The sequence below is a fragment of the Paenibacillus sp. FSL L8-0435 genome, from assembly GCF_037965655.1.
Classification (GTDB): Bacteria; Bacillota; Bacilli; order Paenibacillales; family Paenibacillaceae; genus Paenibacillus.
Genome location: NZ_CP150185.1, coordinates 3,372,167 through 3,394,503 on the forward strand (window position 1 = coordinate 3,372,167; position 22,337 = coordinate 3,394,503).

General features: G+C 43.0%; 19 protein-coding genes. 18 read left to right on the forward strand and 1 reads right to left on the reverse strand.

Features of this window, described 5'->3' with window-relative positions; translation table 11 throughout:
• The first annotated feature begins 264 nt into the window (after positions 1-264).
• From NST33_RS14705 to NST33_RS14765, 13 genes are all read left to right on the forward strand, one after another.
• On the forward strand, positions 265-1,548 hold the full coding sequence (locus tag NST33_RS14705) for an SGNH/GDSL hydrolase family protein (RefSeq protein WP_221821101.1): 1,284 nt from the start codon (positions 265-267) through the stop codon (positions 1,546-1,548).
• A gap of 41 nt (positions 1,549-1,589) precedes the next feature.
• Positions 1,590-2,363: an alpha/beta hydrolase-fold protein gene (locus NST33_RS14710; RefSeq protein ID WP_221821103.1), complete on the forward strand. Its 774-nt coding sequence runs from the start codon at positions 1,590-1,592 to the stop codon at positions 2,361-2,363.
• A gap of 71 nt (positions 2,364-2,434) precedes the next feature.
• The gene (locus tag NST33_RS14715) at positions 2,435-3,070 is read left to right on the forward strand and encodes a glycoside hydrolase family 11 protein (protein ID WP_076210846.1); all 636 of its coding nucleotides are present in this window, start codon (positions 2,435-2,437) and stop codon (positions 3,068-3,070) included.
• A gap of 132 nt (positions 3,071-3,202) precedes the next feature.
• Positions 3,203-4,042 carry an SUMF1/EgtB/PvdO family nonheme iron enzyme gene (locus NST33_RS14720; protein WP_076210844.1) on the forward strand — a complete coding sequence of 280 codons (840 nt, stop codon included), beginning with the start codon at positions 3,203-3,205 and terminating at the stop codon, positions 4,040-4,042.
• A 348-nt stretch (positions 4,043-4,390) separates the two neighbouring features.
• Positions 4,391-5,506, forward strand: coding sequence for a response regulator (locus tag NST33_RS14725; RefSeq protein WP_339308475.1), 1,116 nt, complete (start codon positions 4,391-4,393; stop codon positions 5,504-5,506).
• 4 nt (positions 5,507-5,510) lie between these two features.
• Positions 5,511-7,292: a sensor histidine kinase gene (locus tag NST33_RS14730; protein ID WP_339308477.1), complete on the forward strand. Its 1,782-nt coding sequence runs from the start codon at positions 5,511-5,513 to the stop codon at positions 7,290-7,292.
• Positions 7,293-7,305: 13 nt separating this feature from the next.
• Entirely contained in the window at positions 7,306-8,847 is a 1,542-nt protein-coding gene (locus NST33_RS14735; RefSeq protein WP_339308479.1) for a response regulator, read from the forward strand.
• 139 nt (positions 8,848-8,986) lie between these two features.
• Positions 8,987-10,642: an extracellular solute-binding protein gene (locus tag NST33_RS14740; RefSeq protein ID WP_237175372.1), complete on the forward strand. Its 1,656-nt coding sequence runs from the start codon at positions 8,987-8,989 to the stop codon at positions 10,640-10,642.
• 110 nt (positions 10,643-10,752) lie between these two features.
• Entirely contained in the window at positions 10,753-11,718 is a 966-nt protein-coding gene (locus NST33_RS14745; protein ID WP_083657036.1) for an ABC transporter permease subunit, read from the forward strand.
• A 12-nt stretch (positions 11,719-11,730) separates the two neighbouring features.
• The gene (locus tag NST33_RS14750; RefSeq protein ID WP_017688457.1) at positions 11,731-12,633 is read left to right on the forward strand and encodes a carbohydrate ABC transporter permease; all 903 of its coding nucleotides are present in this window, start codon (positions 11,731-11,733) and stop codon (positions 12,631-12,633) included.
• A 281-nt stretch (positions 12,634-12,914) separates the two neighbouring features.
• On the forward strand, positions 12,915-13,289 hold the full coding sequence (locus tag NST33_RS14755; protein WP_091016260.1) for a response regulator: 375 nt from the start codon (positions 12,915-12,917) through the stop codon (positions 13,287-13,289).
• Positions 13,279-13,914, forward strand: coding sequence for a hypothetical protein (locus NST33_RS14760; protein ID WP_017688455.1), 636 nt, complete (start codon positions 13,279-13,281; stop codon positions 13,912-13,914). Before NST33_RS14755 ends, NST33_RS14760 begins: the two co-directional genes overlap by 11 nt.
• A complete protein-coding gene (locus NST33_RS14765; protein ID WP_221821114.1) occupies positions 13,907-14,869 on the forward strand; it encodes a sensor domain-containing diguanylate cyclase in 963 nt (320 codons plus the stop codon). The genes NST33_RS14760 and NST33_RS14765 overlap by 8 nt, the downstream gene beginning before the upstream one ends.
• A 177-nt stretch (positions 14,870-15,046) precedes the next feature.
• Here the strand turns inward: NST33_RS14765 and NST33_RS14770 are convergent, their stop codons facing one another.
• Positions 15,047-15,391 carry a helix-turn-helix domain-containing protein gene (locus tag NST33_RS14770; RefSeq protein WP_074095086.1) on the reverse strand — a complete coding sequence of 115 codons (345 nt, stop codon included), beginning with the start codon at positions 15,389-15,391 and terminating at the stop codon, positions 15,047-15,049.
• 266 nt (positions 15,392-15,657) lie between these two features.
• Here NST33_RS14770 and NST33_RS14775 point away from each other — a divergent pair, with 266 nt between their 5' ends.
• From NST33_RS14775 to NST33_RS14795, 5 genes are all read left to right on the forward strand, one after another.
• A complete protein-coding gene (locus NST33_RS14775; protein WP_339308484.1) occupies positions 15,658-16,761 on the forward strand; it encodes a Gfo/Idh/MocA family oxidoreductase in 1,104 nt (367 codons plus the stop codon).
• Between the two features lie 113 nt (positions 16,762-16,874).
• Positions 16,875-18,221, forward strand: a complete 1,347-nt coding sequence (locus NST33_RS14780; protein WP_339308486.1) for an NtaA/DmoA family FMN-dependent monooxygenase — start codon at positions 16,875-16,877, stop codon at positions 18,219-18,221.
• A gap of 14 nt (positions 18,222-18,235) precedes the next feature.
• The gene (gene nfsA, locus NST33_RS14785) at positions 18,236-18,976 is read left to right on the forward strand and encodes an oxygen-insensitive NADPH nitroreductase (protein WP_339308488.1); all 741 of its coding nucleotides are present in this window, start codon (positions 18,236-18,238) and stop codon (positions 18,974-18,976) included.
• A 144-nt stretch (positions 18,977-19,120) separates the two neighbouring features.
• Positions 19,121-19,546, forward strand: coding sequence for a MarR family transcriptional regulator (locus tag NST33_RS14790; RefSeq protein WP_339308490.1), 426 nt, complete (start codon positions 19,121-19,123; stop codon positions 19,544-19,546).
• Between the two features lie 275 nt (positions 19,547-19,821).
• A complete protein-coding gene (locus tag NST33_RS14795; protein ID WP_339308492.1) occupies positions 19,822-22,140 on the forward strand; it encodes a glycoside hydrolase family 95 protein in 2,319 nt (772 codons plus the stop codon).
• The last annotated feature ends 197 nt before the right edge of the window (positions 22,141-22,337 follow it).

Sequence of the window (22,337 nt, forward strand, 5' to 3'; positions counted from 1 at the left end):
TTTCAAAATTATAACATGGAAATAGTATACAAATTAAAGCGTTTACATGAAAAATTATAGGTGTTCTGATCTGCATGTAATTCTACTCAAATTAAAATGATATATTGGTTAAAATCCTATACTTTGTCAGGTTGTTGTAAAATTATGTAAGGGATACACTTTGGGAGAAGGATCACATCTGATCTAATAATAATACAAGCTGTGATCCTTTAAATGTTGTTTGAGGATGGTCAGAATCTAACCGGAAGGATGTGATGATGATTTATGCTCCAGGATTCAGGAGATGCAGGTGAAAACACGGAATTCACTGCACCGCGCGATCCAGTTGGAGTGACAGCGTCGGCAGTCAAACCCGCAATTGATTTTGAGTCACATAGATATCGCGACATGATTGGCCGATCTCTTCTGAACAAAGGAAATAATGTCAGATTAAAACGAGCCATTGAGAAGGCAAAAAACGGCGAACCTGTCGTTATCGCTTATATTGGAGGCTCCATTACCCATGGTGCTGGTGCAGTACCTATTCATCTCCAAAGTTACGCTTATCGATCGTATGAGTCGTTCAAGTTTATGTTTGCGCTTTCAAAAGATAGTCCCATTCATCTGATTAAAGCAGGTGTGGGTGGAACTCCTTCCGAACTGGGGATTGTACGTTATGATCGTGATGTGCTGAGGGGAGGTGCCGTTCAGCCGGATATTGTCGTAATCGAATTCGCAGTCAATGACGCAAATGATGAAACCCAAGGTAAATGTTACGAGAGTCTGGTGCTCAAAGCACTTACTGCCGATAACAAGCCAGCGGTCATCTTGTTATTCAGTGTATTTGAAAATGACTGGAATCTACAGGATCGTCTCGCTCCGGTAGGCTGGCATTATGATCTGCCAATGGTAAGTGTGAAAGATGCTGTCGTAGATCAGTTCAACAAGACAAAAGGTGAAGGAAACGTTATTTCCAAAAAGCAATTTTTCCATGATATATATCATCCAACTAATATAGGGCATCGAATTATGGCCGATTGTTTGGAATATTTGTTCGACGTGACGAATCGTTCTGAGTGGGATGAGAAAGATCATGATATTGAAAAAGCTCCGCTAATTGGAAATGAATTTGTTAATGTGAAGCTGTTGGATCGGAAAAACGGCAATCATATTGCCAGAATCGATGCAGGCTCTTTTTGTAAAACGGACACGGATCTGCAGATGGCTGAGATGGATGCTCATGACTATGGTACACCTCAATTCCCCAACAACTGGATGCGTACAGGAGAGGGAAAAGAGAATCAGAGCAGCTTTCGGATAAGTTTGCAGTGCAAACGCCTCATTCTAATCTTCAAGGATTCGGGTAACGACGAATTCGGAACTGCAGATATCAGGGTAGATGGGGTATTCGTCCAAAAAGTCGATCCGCGTCAAGTGAACTGGACCCATTGCCATGCCACACTTCTGCTCAACGAAGAGCAAGTGGGGGAGCACTCCATCGAGATTGAAATGGCGGAAGGCCATGAACATAAATGCTTCACCATTCTGGGTTTTGGCTATGTGGATTAACTGAAGACTGATAGTCACTCATATGTTCGGAGGAAAAGAGAATGGAATTGATCTCATCAGCAGTAATGGGATATGACCAGTATCGGGAGAATATACCACGTGGAGTCATGGAGACGGTAGAATATCCTTCCACCACGGTTGGCAATTCCCGTAAAGCGATGGTGTACACCCCACCAGAATTTTCTTCGACAACGATGTATCCTGTACTTTTTCTTTTGCATGGTATTGGTGGAGACGAAACCGAATGGCATACTCATGGTTCTCCGCAAATTATTCTAGATAATCTGTACAATGATAACTTACTTGAGCCGATGGTTATTGTTTTCCCCAATGGTCGCGCAATGTCGAATGACCGAGCCGAAGGAGACCTGTTTGAACCTGAGAAAATCAAAGCATTTAAACGGTTCGAATCCGATCTGCTCAACGATTTGATACCTTACATGGAGTCGAACTACCCTTTGTATAAAAGCCGGGATAAAAGGGCGATTGCTGGTTTATCCATGGGCGGAGGTCAATCCTTAAATATCGGATTAAGTAATCTAGACCATTTTGCATGGATCGGTGCTTTCTCCGCAGCCCCAAACACCAGAAGTCCGGAGCTACTTGTCCCTGATCTTTCGAAAGCGCCTTCATTACTCTCGCTGTTATGGATCTCTTGCGGTGAACAGGACAATCTTATAGAGATTAGTCATGGGGTTCACCAATATTTGGCGCAACACGGAGTACCTCACATTTGGAATGAGGAAAGTGGAGGACATGATTGGCCCGTGTGGAAGAACGATCTGTATCTGTTTTCGCAACGTCTTTTCAAGTGAATTTGCTGAAGAACATTCATATCGGATTGTAGCATCAACCAAATCTATTAAAATATCAGGAGGTATAATCTATGTTTAAATTTAGCAAAAAATTGTTAACCGTTGTTCTCGCATCTGCCATGAGTTTTGGTGTCTTCGCAGCCACATCGAGCGCAGCAACAGATTATTGGCAAAATTGGACAGATGGAGGAGGAACGGTCAACGCCGTGAATGGATCGGGCGGGAATTACAGCGTGAATTGGCAAAATACCGGGAACTTTGTTGTCGGGAAAGGGTGGACATACGGTACGCCTAATCGAGTGGTCAATTATAATGCCGGCGTATTCTCTCCTTCAGGTAACGGCTATCTTACCTTCTATGGTTGGACTAGAAACGCTCTAATTGAATATTACGTGGTGGATAGCTGGGGAACGTATCGTCCTACCGGAACGTATAAGGGCTCGATGACTAGTGATGGCGGCACATATGACATCTATACAACGATGAGATACAATGCACCTTCCATTGATGGTACTCAGACTTTCCCTCAATATTGGAGTGTTAGACAGTCCAAGAGACCGACCGGAGTCAATTCTACCATCACGTTCAGTAATCATGTGAATGCATGGGCGAGCAAAGGGATGTACTTAGGCAACAGCTGGTCCTATCAGGTGATGGCAACGGAAGGTTATCAAAGTAGCGGAAGCGCAAACGTGACGGTTTGGTAAAAATGATGTGATGCAGTTTAACTTCTGCACCTGTATTTAAATTCAATTTTCCGGTAGCGTTGAGTAACGTTATTCTCCAGACTAACGGACCTCGACGTTGCCGGATTTAAGCTAGTAAAGGAGAATAATTGAATGAAGAAGCTGGTATGGTTAACTTTAATCGCTATAGTTGTTAGTCTGAGTGCTTGTTCAGCAAGTAATACCACAGTAAACGATGACTTGGTATTTGTCGAAGGGGGAGCCTTCAAGAGCAGTAAGCAAAGTCAGATTGATAGGAATGAAACGCTGGATTCCTTCTATATTGGCAAATACGAAGTAACTCAAAAAGAATGGATGGAGGTTATGGGGGAAAACCCTTCTGGCTTCAAGGGAGATGACCTGCCTGTTGAAATGGTCAGCTGGTATGACGCAGTGGAATACTGTAATCAAAAAAGTATAAAAGAAAACCTGAAACCTTATTACAATATAGATAAAGACAACCAGGACACGAATAATCACAATGAAAACGACACTATAAAATGGAATGTAACGATCAACGAGGACGCCAACGGTTACCGTTTACCCACAGAGGCAGAATGGGAATACGCTGCAAGCGGAGGTCAAAAGAGCTTAAATTACACATACAGCGGAAGTAACAATCCTGATGAAGTTGCTTGGTACTGGGTAAATGCCGGCGAGAACATTCTGACGGGTGACTGGAGCTGGCCCGCTATTGAGAGCAATCGTAATCAAACCAAAAAAGTCGGAACTCAGAAGGCGAATGAGTTAGGAATCTATGATATGTCTGGGAATGTGAGAGAATGGTGCTGGGACTGGTACAGCGATTCGGAGAGTCCAAATCAAACTTGGCGAGTTGTGAAAGGCGGAGGCTGGATCGGCGGTGTCAATAACAATGAAATATCATTTCGAGGCAAATTTGATGCAAATGGTTTTGGTCCCGATCAAGGATTCCGTATTGTGCGTGGAGAATGAAAACTCTTTTTCCTGACAATAGATTACTTCTGAGCTAAACCTATACTTTGTCGGGTGAAAACCTATAGTTTAACAGGTTGTTGTACCAAAATGTAAGCGTTACACTTGAATTGTTCTCCCGGCGCTTCGCTACAATCGGAGCGTTCATATAGTACGGTCCGATGGAACCATTTCTATGTTATTGATTAATGACGATGAGACTGGTAGGAATTTTGTTCTCCAAGTTGTGCGAGCAGACAACAATCCTGCTGTTGTTCTGCTGTTTAGCGTTTTCAGAACAACTGGAATCTGCCTATTGATATAGATAAAATACATGCAGCTGATCAAGGATAAAAGTGAGGTGAGCTAATGTACAAGGTCATTGTCGCGGATGATGAGCCGTTTATGCTAGAAGGATGGAGAACGATGATTGACTGGCAAGCTTGTGGATATGAACTTTGCGGAACGGCAACGGATGGGGAGGAAGCACTTGCTTTATTCAACTCGGTTGAACCGGATCTTGTCGTCACTGATATTCAAATGCCTGTTATGGATGGTCTTGGTTTGATTCACACCTTGCGAGAAGATCTCGCCTATACCTCTAAAATCGTTATCGTTACAGGATACTCGGATTTTAATTACGCGAAGCAAGCCATACGGTATCAGGTCGATCAGTATGTGCTTAAACCTCTTGTTCCCGAGGAAATTCATCAAATCCTTATGGAAATGATTGAACCTCTGGACAAACGCAGAAATGAGCAAAAACAGCAAAATGGAGTCATGGTTACAGATGAAGCCTATGACAATCATCTTAATGAATATCGGATAAGCGAAGAATATAATTTAGAGCAAATGATGAACATCTCCAAAGAGATCTTGGCGTTGATTGAAGCAGAAAACACGTATTCCATCGATATTGCAGTGAGTGCACTGTTAGAGAAGAGTGAGAAAGCAGAGGTATCGTTGGAATGGATACATCATGTCATTCGATATATTCATGGGGAGTTGCTACGAAAATATGGAAAAAGAGAGGGTTGCAGAGAAATACTATGTGAAAAAGAATGGCATGAGGCTGCGAGTTGGTCTTCCGGCACATTGCAAGACCTGTGTGCTCGACTGTCCAAGCAACTTTCCCAGTCTGAATTGAAGCAAAAGACGGGTATGGGAGTGCTGGTTGCAGAAGCAGTGAATGAATTGAAGCAGCACTATCGAAGTAAAATTAAATTACAAGATGTAGCTAATCGTATTCACGTGAATTCTGCCTATCTGGGTCAACAGTTCAAGCGGGAGATGGGGGTCAGTTTCAGTGACTATGTACACCAGCTTCGTGTTGAGGAGGCCCGTAAACTCCTGCGACGTACCAATATGAAGATCACTGACATTGCATTCAGGCTAGGATATCATGATGCTGAATATTTCACCCAAAAGTTCAGAGCGCATACAGGGGAGCTTCCGTCAGTCTATAAAAACAAAAACCAAGGGTGATCATATGCGTCATAAATTCTGGATGTTCCGTAAGGTTAATGATATTCCTCTCCGCTCCAAATTTCTGCTTATTTATGTACTTAGTATTCTCCTTCCTGTAATAACGATTAATATCTTCTTTTATCAACGTACCTCTGCGGATATCAAAATTAGAGAACAGGAAAATCTGCGTAAATCCATCGACAGGGCTGCGGGGGAACTGCTTGGCATGATAGATGAGAGCGTTGCTCTGAGCCGAATTATTGCAGCAGACGATTCGCTCTATGAGGCACTGGATCGGACCTATCACTCCCCCGTTGATTATTACAACGTGTACCATGCATTCCTGCGAGATAAATTAACACGGTATATGTCAGCGAATATTCTGGAGGTGCGTATCTATACGGATAACGATACCATTCAGACGGGCAGTCATTATATCGTGATGAAAGACAAGAATGTACTCCCTGGATTGAAACAGCTGAAATCCACCAGTGGAGGCATTCTTGTCGTTGATTATATTGAGCCATCCGGATTTAACGCGGGAAGAAGGATCAGTGTGATTGGCAAAATGGATACGTATACCTCGTATGCGAATTATGCGAAGTATTCCAAGATTGATCTGGAAGTTAGCCGGGTGTATAGCATTTTAAATCGTGAATCAGACAGTCTTCAGTTGCGTCTGGTGGACAGCAACAATCGAACTGTCGTTTCAAGTGGGGAATTCAGCGAAACCGACTTATACCCACCTGATAATGAATCAATGCTCAAGGAATCTGGGGATTCTGCTTACACGCTCGAAAAATCGTTGGGGAATCTAGCCTACCTAAAGGGTTGGAAATTGATTGGAGTTGCCGATACACGTCACCTTGACCATCTGCTGCAAGAAGCCTTTAAGTCAATTCTGGGGTTGCTCGCATTAAGTATCGTGGTCCCCTCTGTATTGATCTATATTATTTTGCGTTCCTACCACTATCGGATTCGCAAGTTATCCAGACATATGGAGAAGGTTCGTAACGAACGATTCGATCTGATTGAAATTCACGAAGGCCGCGACGAAATTGGCGGGCTTATTCGTACATTTAACATCATGATTGGTAAAATTCATACGCTGATTAATGACGTATATAAACTGGAAATCCGTCAAAAAGATCTCGAGCTGGATCAAGTGAGGACTGAATTGTCCATGCTCCAGAGTCAGATGAATCCCCATTTTTTATTTAACACATTGAATGCCTTGCTGGTCGTTAGTACGAAGAATGGATATACGGAAGTAATTGAGATTATTAAAAGTCTGTCCAAGCTGATGAGACAGTTGCTCAGTCATTCTGACAATCTGATTCCTTTGCAAGAAGAGCTGCAATTTACGAATCTTTATCTCCAGATTGAGAAGTTTCGCTTTGGAGAGCTGTTCGATTACACCTTCGAGGTTGATCCTGATGCAGCTTCGTTGCTCATTCCCCGTATGAGTATTCAACCTCTTGTCGAGAATGCTTGCAAACACGGCTTGCAGGCGCGAAAAAATGGAAGAGAGATCAAGATAACAGCGAGACGAAACGCTTCCGAACTGGTTATTCAGGTAATCGATAATGGAATCGGTATGGATGCAGGGAGACTAACCGAGCTCCTGCGAGATATTCGTTCTGAAAGACCCCGGAACGGCGAGCATGTAGGACTCCGTAATGTCTACCGAAGGTTGGAACTCTTTTATGAAGGAAATGCGATATTTGATCTAAGCAGTGTACCTGGAAAGGAAACCATTGCAGGGTACCGTATACCAATCTCCAAGCTGGAACAGAGGAAATAGGAGGTAAACTCTCATGTACAAAGTACTGTTAGTCGATGATGAACCGTATGCCATTGAAGGTTTACAGCTTCTGATCAACTGGGAAAAGTATGGTTTTGAAATCAAAGGCGTGTGCGCCAACGGTGAGGAAGCCATTCGGATGATGGAACAAGATCGACCTGATCTCGTGGTGACAGACATTCGTATGCCCGTGATGAATGGGCTGGAACTTGTAGAAGAAGCACGACGATTGGAACATGAGTCTGTGCTGTTTGTCATCACGAGTGGATACAGTGACTTTAATTATGCCAGACAAGCTATTCGATTAGGTGTCTCCAATTATTTAACCAAACCGGTTGACAGTACAGAAGCAGAGGAAATGTTGGTCCGTCTCCGTATGCAATTACAGGAGCGTGAAACCCAGGAGCGTATACGGGAACATGCAAACGAGCAAAGGATCAAAGCGTTTTTGACTGCACTGATTAAGGATAAGCAAAATATATCGGAGGAGGAGAAGTCGGAGTTCCTTCCTCGTTTAAACAAGTCCCATTGGGCATACCTGCGGATAGCCTTTCAGGGAGATATTCAGGAAGTCTGTTCAGTAGTTGAACAAACGGCTGAAGAAACAACTTCCTGTTATGTGATAGATAGAACAAGAGACTCATTGGGACTTGTATGGGGGGAGGAAACGAATGATAGAAATGAGACATTTGAAGCAATTAAAGCTTTTACCCAGCGTTTGATGAACACCATGCAACATAACGATTGCGAAGATATCCATATCGCGGTTGGATTAACGGTCAACAAACTGGAGCATTTATCTGAATCCTTTCGCTCTGCTCAGGAAGTTGGGCGTTATTTGTTTTTTAATCAAGAGCGTCTTTTGTTTGCCGAAGATATTCAGCTGGAGAATTGGCAGTTTGATCCGGAAACGCTATCAGAAGTGGACCATATTTGCGATTTGCTTGAAAACGGTTCTGTAGAGGAACTCTCGTCTGCAATTCGGAGTGCTTTTGAACTGTTTGTACAGATGAAGGCTGCGCCAGAGATTGTACATATTTTCTCTACCCACATTATATTCCGCGGATTGTCCCTGTGTAGAGAATTAGGAGGAGAACCTAATGCTCTAATGAACGAATTGGCGAGCGGAATTCTGGAGAAGGGCCATCGAAATATCGAAGAGGTTGCTAACAATCTCGAACATTTCTGTTTGCAATGCAAGTCAGAACTGGCCATTTTCCGGGAGAGGCAAATGGGTGGCATCCAGGCGACGGTTGCTGAATATGTGCAGATGCATTACAGGGAGACATTTACGATCCAGGAGCTCGCAGAACGATTCTACGTGAATCCTGTCCATTTAGGGCAATCCTTTTTGCGAAAGTATGGTAAGGGTGTAATTGAGGTAGTACATGATCTAAGAATGGAAGAAGCGAAGCGTCTGCTCCAGCAGACGAATCAAACATCCAGTGCGATTGCAGAGCAGGTAGGGTACCGCAGTTACCAGCATTTTCTCAGACACTTCGAAAAACGAACAGCCATGAAACCAGTAGAATACAGGCAAAAGTATGCGAATTGATCGATGAAAAAGAAGAACCCCTCCTGAATAAGACCTACAATTACAGGGGGGTAGACCTTAAATGTATATATTTTGTAACCGCATACATTTCTTCATACTAAAAACAGTAAGACATACCACTTCCAAGGAGGGCAAGTACATGGGGGGACTTAAGAAAAAGAAGCTTTGGGGTTCCGTATCACTCGTTCTGGCTTTGAGTTTGGCACTTGCAGGATGCAGCGGTGACAATGAGAAAGCGACTACAAAGGATGGGAAAGAGGTACTAAACATCACGGCCTTTATCGGAACGCCAAATCAGGCGCCAGCTAAAGATAACCGAATCTACAAGAAGATCCAGGATGAACTCGGCGTTAATCTTGAGATGGAGTTTCTTGTGGGTGATCTTCAACAGAAGCTCGGCGTTATGATTGCCGGAGGCGATTTCCCGGATCTGATCACAGCAGACACCAAGTTGGTCTCAGCCGGTGCGGTTATTCCGCTCGAAGATCTCATTGAAGAGCATGCACCTAATCTGAAGAAACATTTCGGTAAAGACTGGAACCGGATGAAAGATTCCAGTGACGGACATATTTACTGGTTGCCTAACTATGGAGTGTATACAGGGGAGTTCATTAGTAACTATTATTCTGGTCCTGCATTCTGGATCCAAAAGTCCATACTGAAGGATGCTGGGTACCCAACTCCTAAAACGTTGGATGATTTCACAAAGTTGGTCCGTGATTATGCAGCCAAGAATCCAACGATTGATGGTCAACCGACGATTGGTTTCACTACATTGGCTTCAGACTGGCGGACGTTCCCTTTGCTTAACCCACCTGAACATCTTACAGGTCACCCCAATGACGGGGGCGTAGTCGTAGATGATAGTGGAGTCGCAACCGTTTTTGCCGACAAAGATATCTCCAAACGGTATTATAAGGAACTAAACAATCTGTATAACGAGGGATTGCTGGATAAAGAAGCCTTTGTTCAGAACTACGATCAATATCTGGCCAAAATTTCTTCGGGACGTGTGCTTAGTATGTTCGACCAGCACTGGAATTTCCAAGCCGGCGAAGACCCACTCGTAGCACAGGGGAAAATTGGCCAGACATACGTAGGCTTCCCGCTTGTCTATGATACAAGTATCACAGATCATTATCTGGATCGTCCGGTCATTAACTTGAACAATGGTTTTGGTATCAGTAAAGATGCCGAAGACCCTGTCGCACTCATCAAATTCCTCGATAAGCTCATGGACGAGAAGTACCAGAAGCTCTTGTCATGGGGTGAAGAGGGTGTAGACTATCAAGTGAATGAAGAGGGAAGATTCTATCGTACACCAGAGCAACGGACAGAGCAGGATGATCCAGCATGGAGATTGGTTAACAAAGCTGAAGGTTTCTACGCTGCTGCACCGAAGCTCGAAGGAACATTTGAAGATGGCAATGCGATTGGAGCGATCAACCAACCTGAGGAATTCTATGACAACCTCAAACCGGAAGACAAAGAACTTCTGGATGCTTATGGCTTCAAAACGTGGAGTGACTTCTTCTCTCCTGCACCAGAAAATCCAGTGTACTATCCAGCATGGCAGGTCGATCTGAAAGAAGGCTCTGATGCTGCGGTAGCGAACAAACAAATGACAGACACTTCGTTGAAATTCTTGCCTAAGGCGATCATGTCAAAACCGGATGAGTTCGATAACATTTGGACTGAATATGTAGACGCTTACAAGAAAATCGATGTCAAATCCTATGAAGACAGGATTAATGAACAACTGAAATGGAGAATCGAGAACTGGTCTGTTAAATAAAAAAATGCGGCAATGATTCTCTCGGAAGGTATCAACCAAAGGATTACTCAGGCGAGTGCCTTCCGAGACATCATGTTAAAGTCGCTGCAAGCCAATAGGAGGAGTGAAAGATGGCGAACACGCCTGGAGCCATACCAGAGCAAACCACCCGTACAGTCGTTCCCAAAGCACCACTGTTAAAACGATTGCGCGGACAAAGACAACTCATGTTTATGTCATTGCCCATCGTTGCGTACATTCTCGTATTCTCGTATTATCCCATTTGGGGCTGGGTTATGGCCTTTCAGAATTACAGTCCTGCGAAGAGTTTCACGCAGCAGGAATGGGTCGGGCTCAAACACTTTAAGTTTTTGCTAACAGACGATGCATTTCTTAACGTGCTTCGTAATACCATTGCGATGAGCGTCATCAATATGGTGCTCGGATTTGCGACAGCAATTATATTTGCCATATTACTTAATGAGATCAAACATAAGTTTTATAAACGAACCATTCAAACAATTTCGTATTTACCTCACTTTCTCTCATGGATTATTGTGACAGGTATCGTTGCAAGTTCACTATCTGTTGATGGTGGGATTGTGAATGTGGTGCTCATGAAGCTGCATATCATTCAAGAACCTATCATGTGGCTTAGCGTTCCGGAATACTTCTGGGGCATTGTAGGCGCATCCCATGTATGGAAAGAAGTTGGCTGGAATGCCATTATTTATTTGGCGGCCATCACGTCTATCGATCCTTCCCTCTATGAAGCGGCAGAGATTGATGGTGCGAACCGATATAAGAAAATGCTGTATGTGACCTTACCCGGAATCAAATCCATTGTTATCATTTTGCTGATCATGAATATGGGCTGGATTTTGGAAGCTGGATTCGAGGTTCAGTATCTGTTAGGTAATGGTGTGGTTGTCGACTGGTCACAGACGATAGATATATTTGTCCTGAAATACGGACTACAGATCGGAAATTATTCTTTGGCTACTGCGGCAGGTATCTTCAAAACAGTAGTTAGTATTACGCTGATCTTTGCGGCGAATTCAATTTCCAAACGGCTCGGGGAAGACCGATTAATATAAGGGGGACTAGAGATGGGAATCAATAAATCTCGGCTTGAACCGATTGTCTTCCATACGTTAAATGGTATACTGATGATCGCAATCGCGATTGTTACCCTGTATCCGTTTGTGAATACACTCGCCGTATCATTCAATGCCGGTAATGACACCATCCGGGGTGGGATTTATCTGTGGCCTCGGGTATGGACAGATCAAAACTACAGAGCAGTATTTGCAGGAGGGACCATCTTCAGCGCCTTTGGTATATCTGTGGCGAGAACGGTTTTGGGGACAGTTTTAAGTCTATTCTTAACCTCCATGCTGGCTTACACACTAAGCCGAAAAGATTATATATTACGAAAGCCCATTACCATTACAGTTGTTCTTACGATGTATTTTAGTGCAGGTCTTATTCCAACCTACTTCCTAATGAAAGATTTGCATTTGTTAAACAACTTCCTGGTGTACATTATCCCTGGGCTGATCAGTGCCTTTAATATGATTGTTATTCGAACCTATATCCAGACACTACCCGAGGGATTGATCGAATCCGCCAAAATTGATGGTGCTGGAGATTTCAGAACATTCATTTCCATTATTCTACCGCTGTGCCAACCTGTTCTCGCTACTGTTGCACTGTTCATTGCAGTCGGTCAATGGAACTCTTGGTTTGATACGTTTCTGTATGCATCTTCCAAACAAAACCTGAGCACGCTGCAATATGAGTTGATGAAACTATTATCATCTTCTATGAATTCCAACAGCAGTGCAGCCGTTGCCAATGGTGCAGATCTTGGCGCTGCGCGTAACATGGTCACACCTGTATCTATTCGGGCAGCGATTACGATTGTTGCCGCATTACCGATCTTAGTCGTATATCCATTTTTGCAGAAGTATTTCGTTCATGGCTTGCAGCTTGGAGGGGTAAAAGAGTAAACTTAATGCAGTTCCAGATAACCGATCAAAACGGTCACTAGGTGACCGTTTTTTTATGTTTTTTTAACGACGGGCGGTAGTATGTCAATTGCACACAAATCGAACTTATTCAATAATGTTGTTGACAATTAAATTAAAGTTACTATAATTTATATTTACTTGAATCACCAGTCAGTCTCTTTTCAGGGTGCCACTGCGCGCGAAAGCCCTATATCAAGAACTGTCCACAGCGCCTGACCATCCCGAGCTCTTACCATTTTATCAAGGAGACTGAAGAGAAAATGAAAGTATTAATCGTGGAAGACTCCATTTTCGTACAGAAATTGCTTACAAAGCTGATTGTTGATCATATTCCAGCATGCGAGATTCAGATTGCTAACAATGGAGAGCAAGGATACAACCTATTTAAGGAATTTCAACCTGATTTTATAACCACCGACCTGCTGATGCCTGGTTTGAACGGACAAGAAATGCTTCGTATGATTCGAGAAACGGATAGCAATGTCAAAATTATTATCTTATCTGCAGATATTCAGAAGACAACTAGGGATGAAGTTGAAATGTTAGGCATTTCTGGTTTTTTGAATAAACCGTTAACCGCAGAGAAGGCAACGACCATGATTCAACTGATTCAGGCGGCCTATCATGCTGAATGATTTACAGAAGGATTTGCTTACTGAACTAGTAAACGTTTACGTGGGACAAGCGGCTAACATGTTGTCAGAGATTGTAGACAAGCGTATCGTTTTGAATATTCCGGAAGTGGAACTAATCTCCATATCCGATGTTGATCCTGGAGATCGAAGATACAACATTTTCTTTAGTGAAGGTCACCTGTTTAGGTCATCCTTACAGTTTGGATACGAATTTCAGGGAAAAGCATTTCTGATGTTTCCTGTTGAGCAGGCTAAAGTATTAGCAAACATCTGTCTTGGAGAACTGGGTGAGAGCGTTATACCGAACGATCCGAACCTGATGGATACGGATTTGGACGTTTTGAAGGAAGTTAGCAATGTCCTGCTTAACGCCATTATTGGAGAATTCGGTAATTTCCTGGAGATCAAACTGGAATACGTCCTGCCTGATATTGAACTGATCTATGTCACCAATTCCGATCAACAAATATTGCTTCAGAATGAAGTCTATGTCCTGGTTTTACATACCTCGTTTTTACTTGCCGATACGGATGTGACAGGTATCATTGTCATAGCATTAAGTATGAACTCCATATCAAGCCTGCTGGCCAAAATGGACGCTTTGTTGGAGGCGGACAATGGATAATCTTATTTCACAAGCTTTGAACAAAGCCCATATGGGAATAATGATCGTGGACAGGCATTTGAAAGTTGTTGTGTGGAATGCCTGGTTGGAGCGCTTTACTGGCAAGAATGTAGAAGAGGTACTAGGCTTGAATCTGCTTGAGGTCTGCCCGCGGTTTAAGTCAAATATCTATCTAAATATCTTGCAAAATGCGCTGTATCATGGACAGAGCAGATTTTGCTCAAGCGCGTTACATAAGGCATTCATTCTTCCTAATGAAGGAGAGGATGAACAATTATTCAGACAAAATATGCATGTTGAACCGCTCTATCATGAAGATCGGAGTTATGCCCTCATTCAGATTACTGACATGACACACACCAATACCAGGGTGTATAAACTTAAAAATCTGATCAAAGAACTGGAGACGGAGTACGCCAAAATCAAAATCTCCGAAAAAATCAGCAAGCATTTGTCTTTGCATGATCCACTTACAGGTCTGCCTAATCGTCTTGCTTATAATGACCGTCTTGCCTGGGCTATCAGTAATGCCAAAAGAAACCATAGCAAACTAGCTGTCATGTTTGTCGATGCTGATGGGTTTAAACAAGTGAATGATACATATGGACACCATGTTGGCGATCAAGTGTTGCTGGAAATGGCAAAGCGATTAAGCGAAACAATTCCAAGTGCGGACACGGTAGCTCGGCTTGGCGGGGACGAATTCATCATTTTAAGCCATCTGAAAGATGATCACGATGCTGAAGTCATTGCCAAAAGATTGGAAGCTGCATTTAGTACCCATTTCAAAATTGCCGGAAACTATATCAACCTTTCGATGAGTATTGGTATCAGCCTATTTCCCAAGCATGGACAGGAGCCTTCCGAACTTCTGAGACATGCGGATGGAGCCATGTACAAGATTAAAAAGAATGGCAAGAATGGTTACGGAATTTATGAGCCTGAAAATGTTTAAGAAATCTAAAAATGTCTTTTAATAAAGTTGCTACAATAGCAACTTTATTTGTCTATAAAGAGAAGTCTGAAAGAGGCGATAGTCAGAACAGTACCAAAAGCAAGGGGAAAAAAAAGAAGAAAAACATATCTCCCCCCCTTTAACAAAGATGTAATATGGAAGCCTAGTTTAAATTGCTTAGCCGTATTCTTTGCCGAAGTCCTCCATCTTTTCAAGGATCGGTAGTAACTTCATTCCCTTGTCTGTTAACGAATACTCAACTCGCGGAGGAACTTCCGGATATACATCACGTTGAATAACACCATCATTCTCCAACTCTTTAAGCTGCTTTGTGAGGGAGCCTTGAGACAGATCTCCAAGGAATTTTTTGATATCCGTATATCGACGTGTTTCGTCTTTTAGGTACCATAAAATGAAATATTTCCAACGCCCAGAAAGGACATTCTGAGTAAAAGCTATGGCGTACATATCACTTTTTCCATCTATAAACTCTTGTTCAAATCCTTCATTGCAAACTCTCATTCATATCACTCCTGATCCAAAGGTACAAAAAGATGTACTATGTTCATTTAAATTGCCCTCTTTGCAAACAAAACAAATACACCTATGATGGTGTCAACACCAAAACAATTTTAGTTTACCTAAAATGCGAAAGAATAATAATGTTATCTCGATTGAATAGTTAGCAAGCTAAATAAAATATATCATAGAAATGAGTGACTTATAAGGGCTGGAGACAAATCAATATTCAATCATACTGTAAATATTAACAAGGGAGATGTTTAACAATGAGTAAAAAAATTCGTACAGGTATCATAGGAGCATCCATTAATAACGGGTGGGCGAGTGGTACACATATTCCAGCTATTCAGCATTTGGATGAATTCGAGCTTACAGCGGTTGGGACAAGTAATATGGTGAGTGCAAAGAAAAGCGCAGAAGCTTTTCGGGCAGATCATGGCTTTGATAATATGGAGGAGTTGGCTCAGCACCCTGATGTGGATATGGTTGTTGTCAGTATTAACGTCAAGGAACATTATAATGCAGTCAAAGCCATCGCTCCTGCTGGCAAACCAATCTATTGTGAATGGCCACTGGGTTCTAATACAGAGGAAGCGCTTGAAATGCAGGAATGGGTAGCGTCCGCGCAACTGCCAAATGCGATTGGATTACAGGCTAGACAAGCCCCGGCCGTTCAATACGTAAAAGATTTATTGGCAGACGGTTATGTGGGTAAAGTGTTGTCTGCCAACCTGAAGATCGCTATAGATGGCATGGGTGGCGTAGGTGACAAGTCGACTGCGTACTTGTATGACCGGAAAGTTGGAGGGAACTTGCTGACCATTGTAGGGGGCCATAATCTGGATGCCTTCACTTTCATGCTTGGGGACTTTACAGAATTGTCTGCCACCACAGCTCAACAGTTTCCAGAAGTTGAATTGGTTGATATTCAGAAAGTCATCAAGAAAACAACGGATGATCAGATCATGATTACAGGAAAATTGACTAATGGGGCAGCAGCCAGTGTCCATATTCAAGGTGGAGTTAAACATCAGACAGGACTCACACTTGAAATCTTCGGAGACAACGGCACAATTGTGCTGAGCGCTCCTGCATCCATTCAATTCGGATCACATCAATTACGTGGTGCAGGATCTACGGACAACGAGCTTCGTGAACTAACCATTCCCGATGCCTATTACTCGGCTCCACATTCTCTATATAACGACTCCGGATTTGTTCTAAACATGGCTCAGGCTTATCGCAAGTTTGCCAAAGATATTCAAGAAGGCACTACCTTAGCACCTACTTTCGAGGATGCGGTGAAACTACATCAGTTACTGGATGCCGTCGAGAAATCAGCCCAGACCGGTGAACGTCAATACCTATAACCCTCCCTCAATGGAACAAAATCGGATCCATCCATATACTTAGCATGCTAAATATATTCGCGCTATAGTAAGGGCACACATTGTGCCTTTCCAGAACGAAGGAGAAAATCGTTATGAAAAAAAGAAGTGAAATGCAACTGGCTTTACAGATGGTTTCGGGTTATGGAGCCGAATTTAGCGCATGGAGAATGCCTGGCACGGATCCTGCAGCTTACACCAATATGGATAGTTATGTAGAACGGGCTAAATTAGCTGAACAAGGAAAATTTCAAATGATTTTCATTGCTGATACTCCAGCATTATCCAATAATTTAGGTCCACAGACGCCTATGTTTCCTATGGACCCCATGTTGGCACTTATGGCAGTAGCAAGAGAGACACAACACATCGGGCTTGTTGCTACCCTCTCTACAACATTTAATTATCCCTACAACATTGCACGTCAGTTCAAAGCACTGGATGTTATCAGTCATGGACGTGTGGGCTGGAATGCGGTTACCACATCCGACCCCCTAGCGGCGGCTAATTTCGGTGGCCGGGTTGAAAATCGCCAAGAACGCTATGACAAGGCACATGAAAGCATACAAATTGTTCAGGCCTTGTGGGGGAGTTGGGAACCAGACGCTTGGACGTTAGATGTAGAAGGAGGGGAATTTGCTGATATGGACAAAATCCAGCCTATAAACCTTCAGGGTCAGTATTATGCATCTCGTGGTCCTTTGCCCATTCCCCCCTCTGAGCAAGGGCAGCCAGTGATTTTCCAGGCAGGGGGAGGAGGAGAAGGATTAGAATTAGCTGGGAAATATGCTTCCGGAGTGTACGCCAATCCTTATGATATTACGTCTGCCCGTGAACACAGACAAGCCATAAGGCAAAGTGCTGCCCGTTTCGGTCGAAACCCCGATGATATCAAAATGTTTGCAGGGTTTATGTTTTCTATGGCTTCAACGGAGGAAGAAGCTCTGGATCGTCGGAAACAGCTTATGAGCTTCAATCCTCAGGAAATCCCCAGCAGGGTAAGTTACCTCGGATCCATGGTTGGTTTACCATTGTCGGTAAACTCAGTAGATATAGATCAACCTTTAGCGGCAGACTTGTTAAAAAATGCTTATGCCAACCCCATGGACCCCCGTTCTCCGAGAGCTTTAAAGTTATTAAAAGATGGACTCTCTGTAAGGGATGTTCTCGCTCACGGGGTCATCAACTATCATCCGGTTGTTGCAGGCACCCCGACACAGGTTGCTGACTTCTTGGAAGAATGGTTTTTGGCTGAAGCATGTGACGGATTCTCAGTTGTGCCCGATGTATCTTTTGATGGCGTTGCAGATTTTGTGAATCAGGTAGTACCTATCTTGCAGGAACGCGGTTTGTTCCATAAGGAATATGAAGGAAAAACACTACGCGAGAATATGGGCGTTCCTTACGAATACGGATTGCAGGAACATGGAATCAACGAATAAAGGAGAGCTTTTTAATGAATAACACACTCGAATTGCTTCATAACCATACATCGTTTCGTTCTTACACATCTCAACCCCTAACTGAGGAACAAATAGATGCAATATTTCAGGCAGCAAATCAAACTTCATCGTTCAGTCTTCTGCAGGCGGTATCCATTATACGCATCACAGATCCAGTACTTCGAAAAAAACTCAGACATCTCTGTGTCGATCAACCCTATATTGAAGAAGCGGCCGAATTCTGGATCTTCTGTGCAGATTTCAACCGAAATCATGAAATCGCTCCAGATGTGGATATTGAATATATTGAATTTCTGTTGATTGGTTCATTCGATGCTGGCCTGATGGCACAAAATGCGTTAACCGCAGCTGAATCGCTGGGACTTGGCGGAGTATTCATTGGTGGGGTCAGAGCCAATATTAGCGAACTATCTGACGTATTGAATTTACCAAAATATGTTATCCCTCTGGTGGGATTATGTATCGGTAATCCAGCTGGAGATAAGCCGGAACTGAAACCTCGGCTCCCTCAATCCATGGTATTGCTTGATAATCAATACCAACCAATGGATCAAGAGAAATTAGCAATCTATGATGAGACCATGCTGAAGTATTATGAAAATCGTCCGACGAGAGCTCCTTTCACCGTAAAAAAAGTAAAAGGATGGAGTGACCATATCCAAGATCACCTCGAGAGAAGTATTCAACCGCAAATGATGACCTATTTGAACAAGCAAGGTTTTGCCAAAAAATAAGCTTTACGATAAAATGCAATCTTTGTTGTGAAAATTGGATAGGAAGAGGCCCTTATAACGACACTAAGGTGAATTGACACTTAAATATCCCCATGATACATTTAGTCTGCTAAATATAATTCGGATGTTAGGGAGGGATCGTTCATGACAGATGCAGTAGATTGTGATATTCGACAGTCCTTAGATCGAATTTCCTCCCAAATGCGTCGAAACTATAGTGAATCTCTCCGGGAACTTAATCTCTATGTAGGACAAGATAATTTGTTGTATCGGCTGTGGTTGGGTGATGGGGTAACACAGATGCAACTAAGTGAACATATGAAATGCGAACCACCAACGGTTACAAACATGGTCAAATCACTGGAACAGAACGGATTTATATATCGCAAACGTGATGTACAGGATGCAAGGATCATGCGTATCTTTCTAACCGATAAGGGCAAAGAATTAGAAAAACCGGTTGAGCATAAATGGAGAGAGCAGCAGGAGAAACTACTTCAATCCATTTCTTCGGAAGATCGGCTGATATTGAGGCAATTCATGCAACAAATGGAGCGAAATATTTTATAACTTATGCTAAGCTAAATCAAATGAACGAAGCAGAGTCGCTATTATAGCGGCTTTTTTTATTGCCAATAGATATGCTTCCTTGCCGAGAACAAGAATTTGTACTGTCCGTTTCCGAATTTACGATTATCCCTCTAATGCTGGGATAAGATTGTGATAATTCAAGTTAATTTTGTTCATTTAGATGCTGAAGAGATTACAGTACACTGAAAGGACATACAAGCGGAACACACTAAACATGAAAAATGTGAGGAATATAATTCGTTGGAGGTTTTAACGTGAAGACCAAACATATCTGGTTTAATCAACCTGCTGGAACATGGGAAGAGGCATTACCTATCGGAAATGGAACTCTTGGAGGCATGATTTTTGGGAAAACACAGACTGAGAGAATTCAGCTTAATGAAGATAGTCTGTGGTATGGTGGTCCGATGGAGCGGAATAATCCTCAAGCACTTGAATCTTTAACTCAGCTCAGAAACCTGATTTTTGACGGTAAGATTAGGGAAGCAGAAGAACTCGCAGCAGATACTCTGGTAGGTGTTCCTGACGGGCAAAGACATTATGAGCCATTGGGGGACTTCTATATCGCTATGGACCACAGTGAACATGAACCGAATGAATATCAAAGACATCTCGATCTGGAACATGGCAAGGTAAACGTGAATTATACCGCAGATCAATCCATTTACAGCCGTGATTATTTTGCCAGCTACCCGGATCAAGTGCTCGTTGCTCATCTCAAATCTAGCGTACCTGGAAAGTTATCTTTCTCCACTATTTTTGGCAGGGGAACCGTTCTGCAATCAACATCCTATTCAGATATTCTTAAGCATCCTGTTGGTTTCCAATCCTATCTGGACCGGATCGAGAAGCGTGGAACGAATGACTTGATCATCCGAGGAAGAAGTGGGGGAGAAGAAGGAATTCGATTTTGTTGTGCGATTCGCCTTATATCTGAAGGGGGGCAGGTTCATTATTCAAGCGGTCAGCTTTCTCTGAAGGATGGTAATTCAGCAACTATTCTAATCACGGCTTGCACGGATTTCCGAGTACCCAAGGAACAACTCGAAGCGGAGTGCCTCCGAAGAATTGAAGCTGCTTCCGCAAAACCATATAGCGAACTGCTCACCGATCATGTCTCGGACTATCAATCCTTATTCAAGCGGATGGATATACATCTCGAAGATGAAAATAAAGATGTGATATGTTCCGAACTTCCAATCGATCAGCGCCTTGAGCGGTTTAGAGCTGGTAAGCATGATCCGGAACTGTTGAGTCTATATTTTCAATTTGGTCGCTATCTGCTTATCTCAAGCAGTCGTCCAGGTTCTTTACCTGCAAACCTTCAAGGGATATGGAATAAAGACATGCTTCCTGTATGGGATAGCAAATATACGATTAATATTAATACACAGATGAACTACTGGCCTGCAGAAAGCTGCAATCTGTCTGAATGTCACATTCCATTGTTTGATTTTATAGATCGACTGCAAGTCCGGGGAAAGGAAACCGCTAGAACCATGTATGGATGCAAGGGGTTCGTTGCTCATCACAATTCGGATATCTGGGCAGACGCTGCTCCGCAGGATGTATGCATGACATCGACGTTTTGGACTATGGGAGGAGCATGGCTTTCATTACATCTATGGGACCACTACGAATACAATAAGGATGTTCAGTTTCTCAAAAAAGTTTACGCCACGATGAAAGATGCGGCTATGTTTATTCTGGATTATCTAATAGAGGATCCTTCCGGTAATTGGGTGATATGTCCTTCGTCCTCACCGGAAAATCGCTATATATTAGATAATGGAGAGTCGGGGGCTTTATGTTTTGGTGCTTCAATGGACAATCAGATTATTAGAGAACTCTTCACGCGTTGTATTGAAAGTACCCGGATCTTGCAAGAAGATCAGGAATTTGGAGAAGTACTCCGCAGTGCTTTAACCAAAATACCGGAGACCTCCATTGGCAAACATGGCCAGATCCAAGAGTGGAGTAACGATTATGATGAATTGGAACCGGGTCACAGACATATTTCCCATTTATTCGCTTTGCATCCTGGAACGCAAATTACGTTGCAATCAACGCCTGACCTGGCCAAGGCAGCTCGTGTAACACTCGACAGAAGACTGGAACACGGTGGTGGACACACTGGATGGAGCCGGGCGTGGATTCTCAACATGTGGGCACGATTAGAGGAGTCGGAACTTGCACACGATAACATCGTGGAACTTCTTCGTTCCTCCACGTTACCCAATCTGTTTTGTGACCATCCTCCATTTCAAATTGATGGGAACTTTGGAGGTACTGCAGGGATAGCAGAGATGCTTCTCCAGAGTCATAACGAAGTAATCAGATTGTTACCTGCTTTACCAGCAGCGTGGCCAAAAGGATATATTCGTGGTATTCGGGCTCGTGGCGGATTTGAAATAGATCTGGAATGGGAAAATGGTCGTCTGTTCAATACCAGAATTCGCTCTATTGCAGAATCAAAAGTAACCCTATCCTATCTGGACCAAAAGATAGAATTAACCTTCCCTGGCCCCAATGCCATGATTGAATTAAAAGGGGATAAATGGAATAACAAATAAGCACTTACCGATTACCTGAGCGAATACCGGCTGACAAAATTGCCGGGCGAATTCGCTCTTTTTTTTTTGTGAAATAAGATATAGGCAAAAGTTGGCGTGTTTTTGTTCAATGCAAATAAAATTTATCAAACAGGTATTCTGAGGTCTCATTCATTCAGATATATGACCTCCTTATCGTTTCGCGCAATAAATATAGC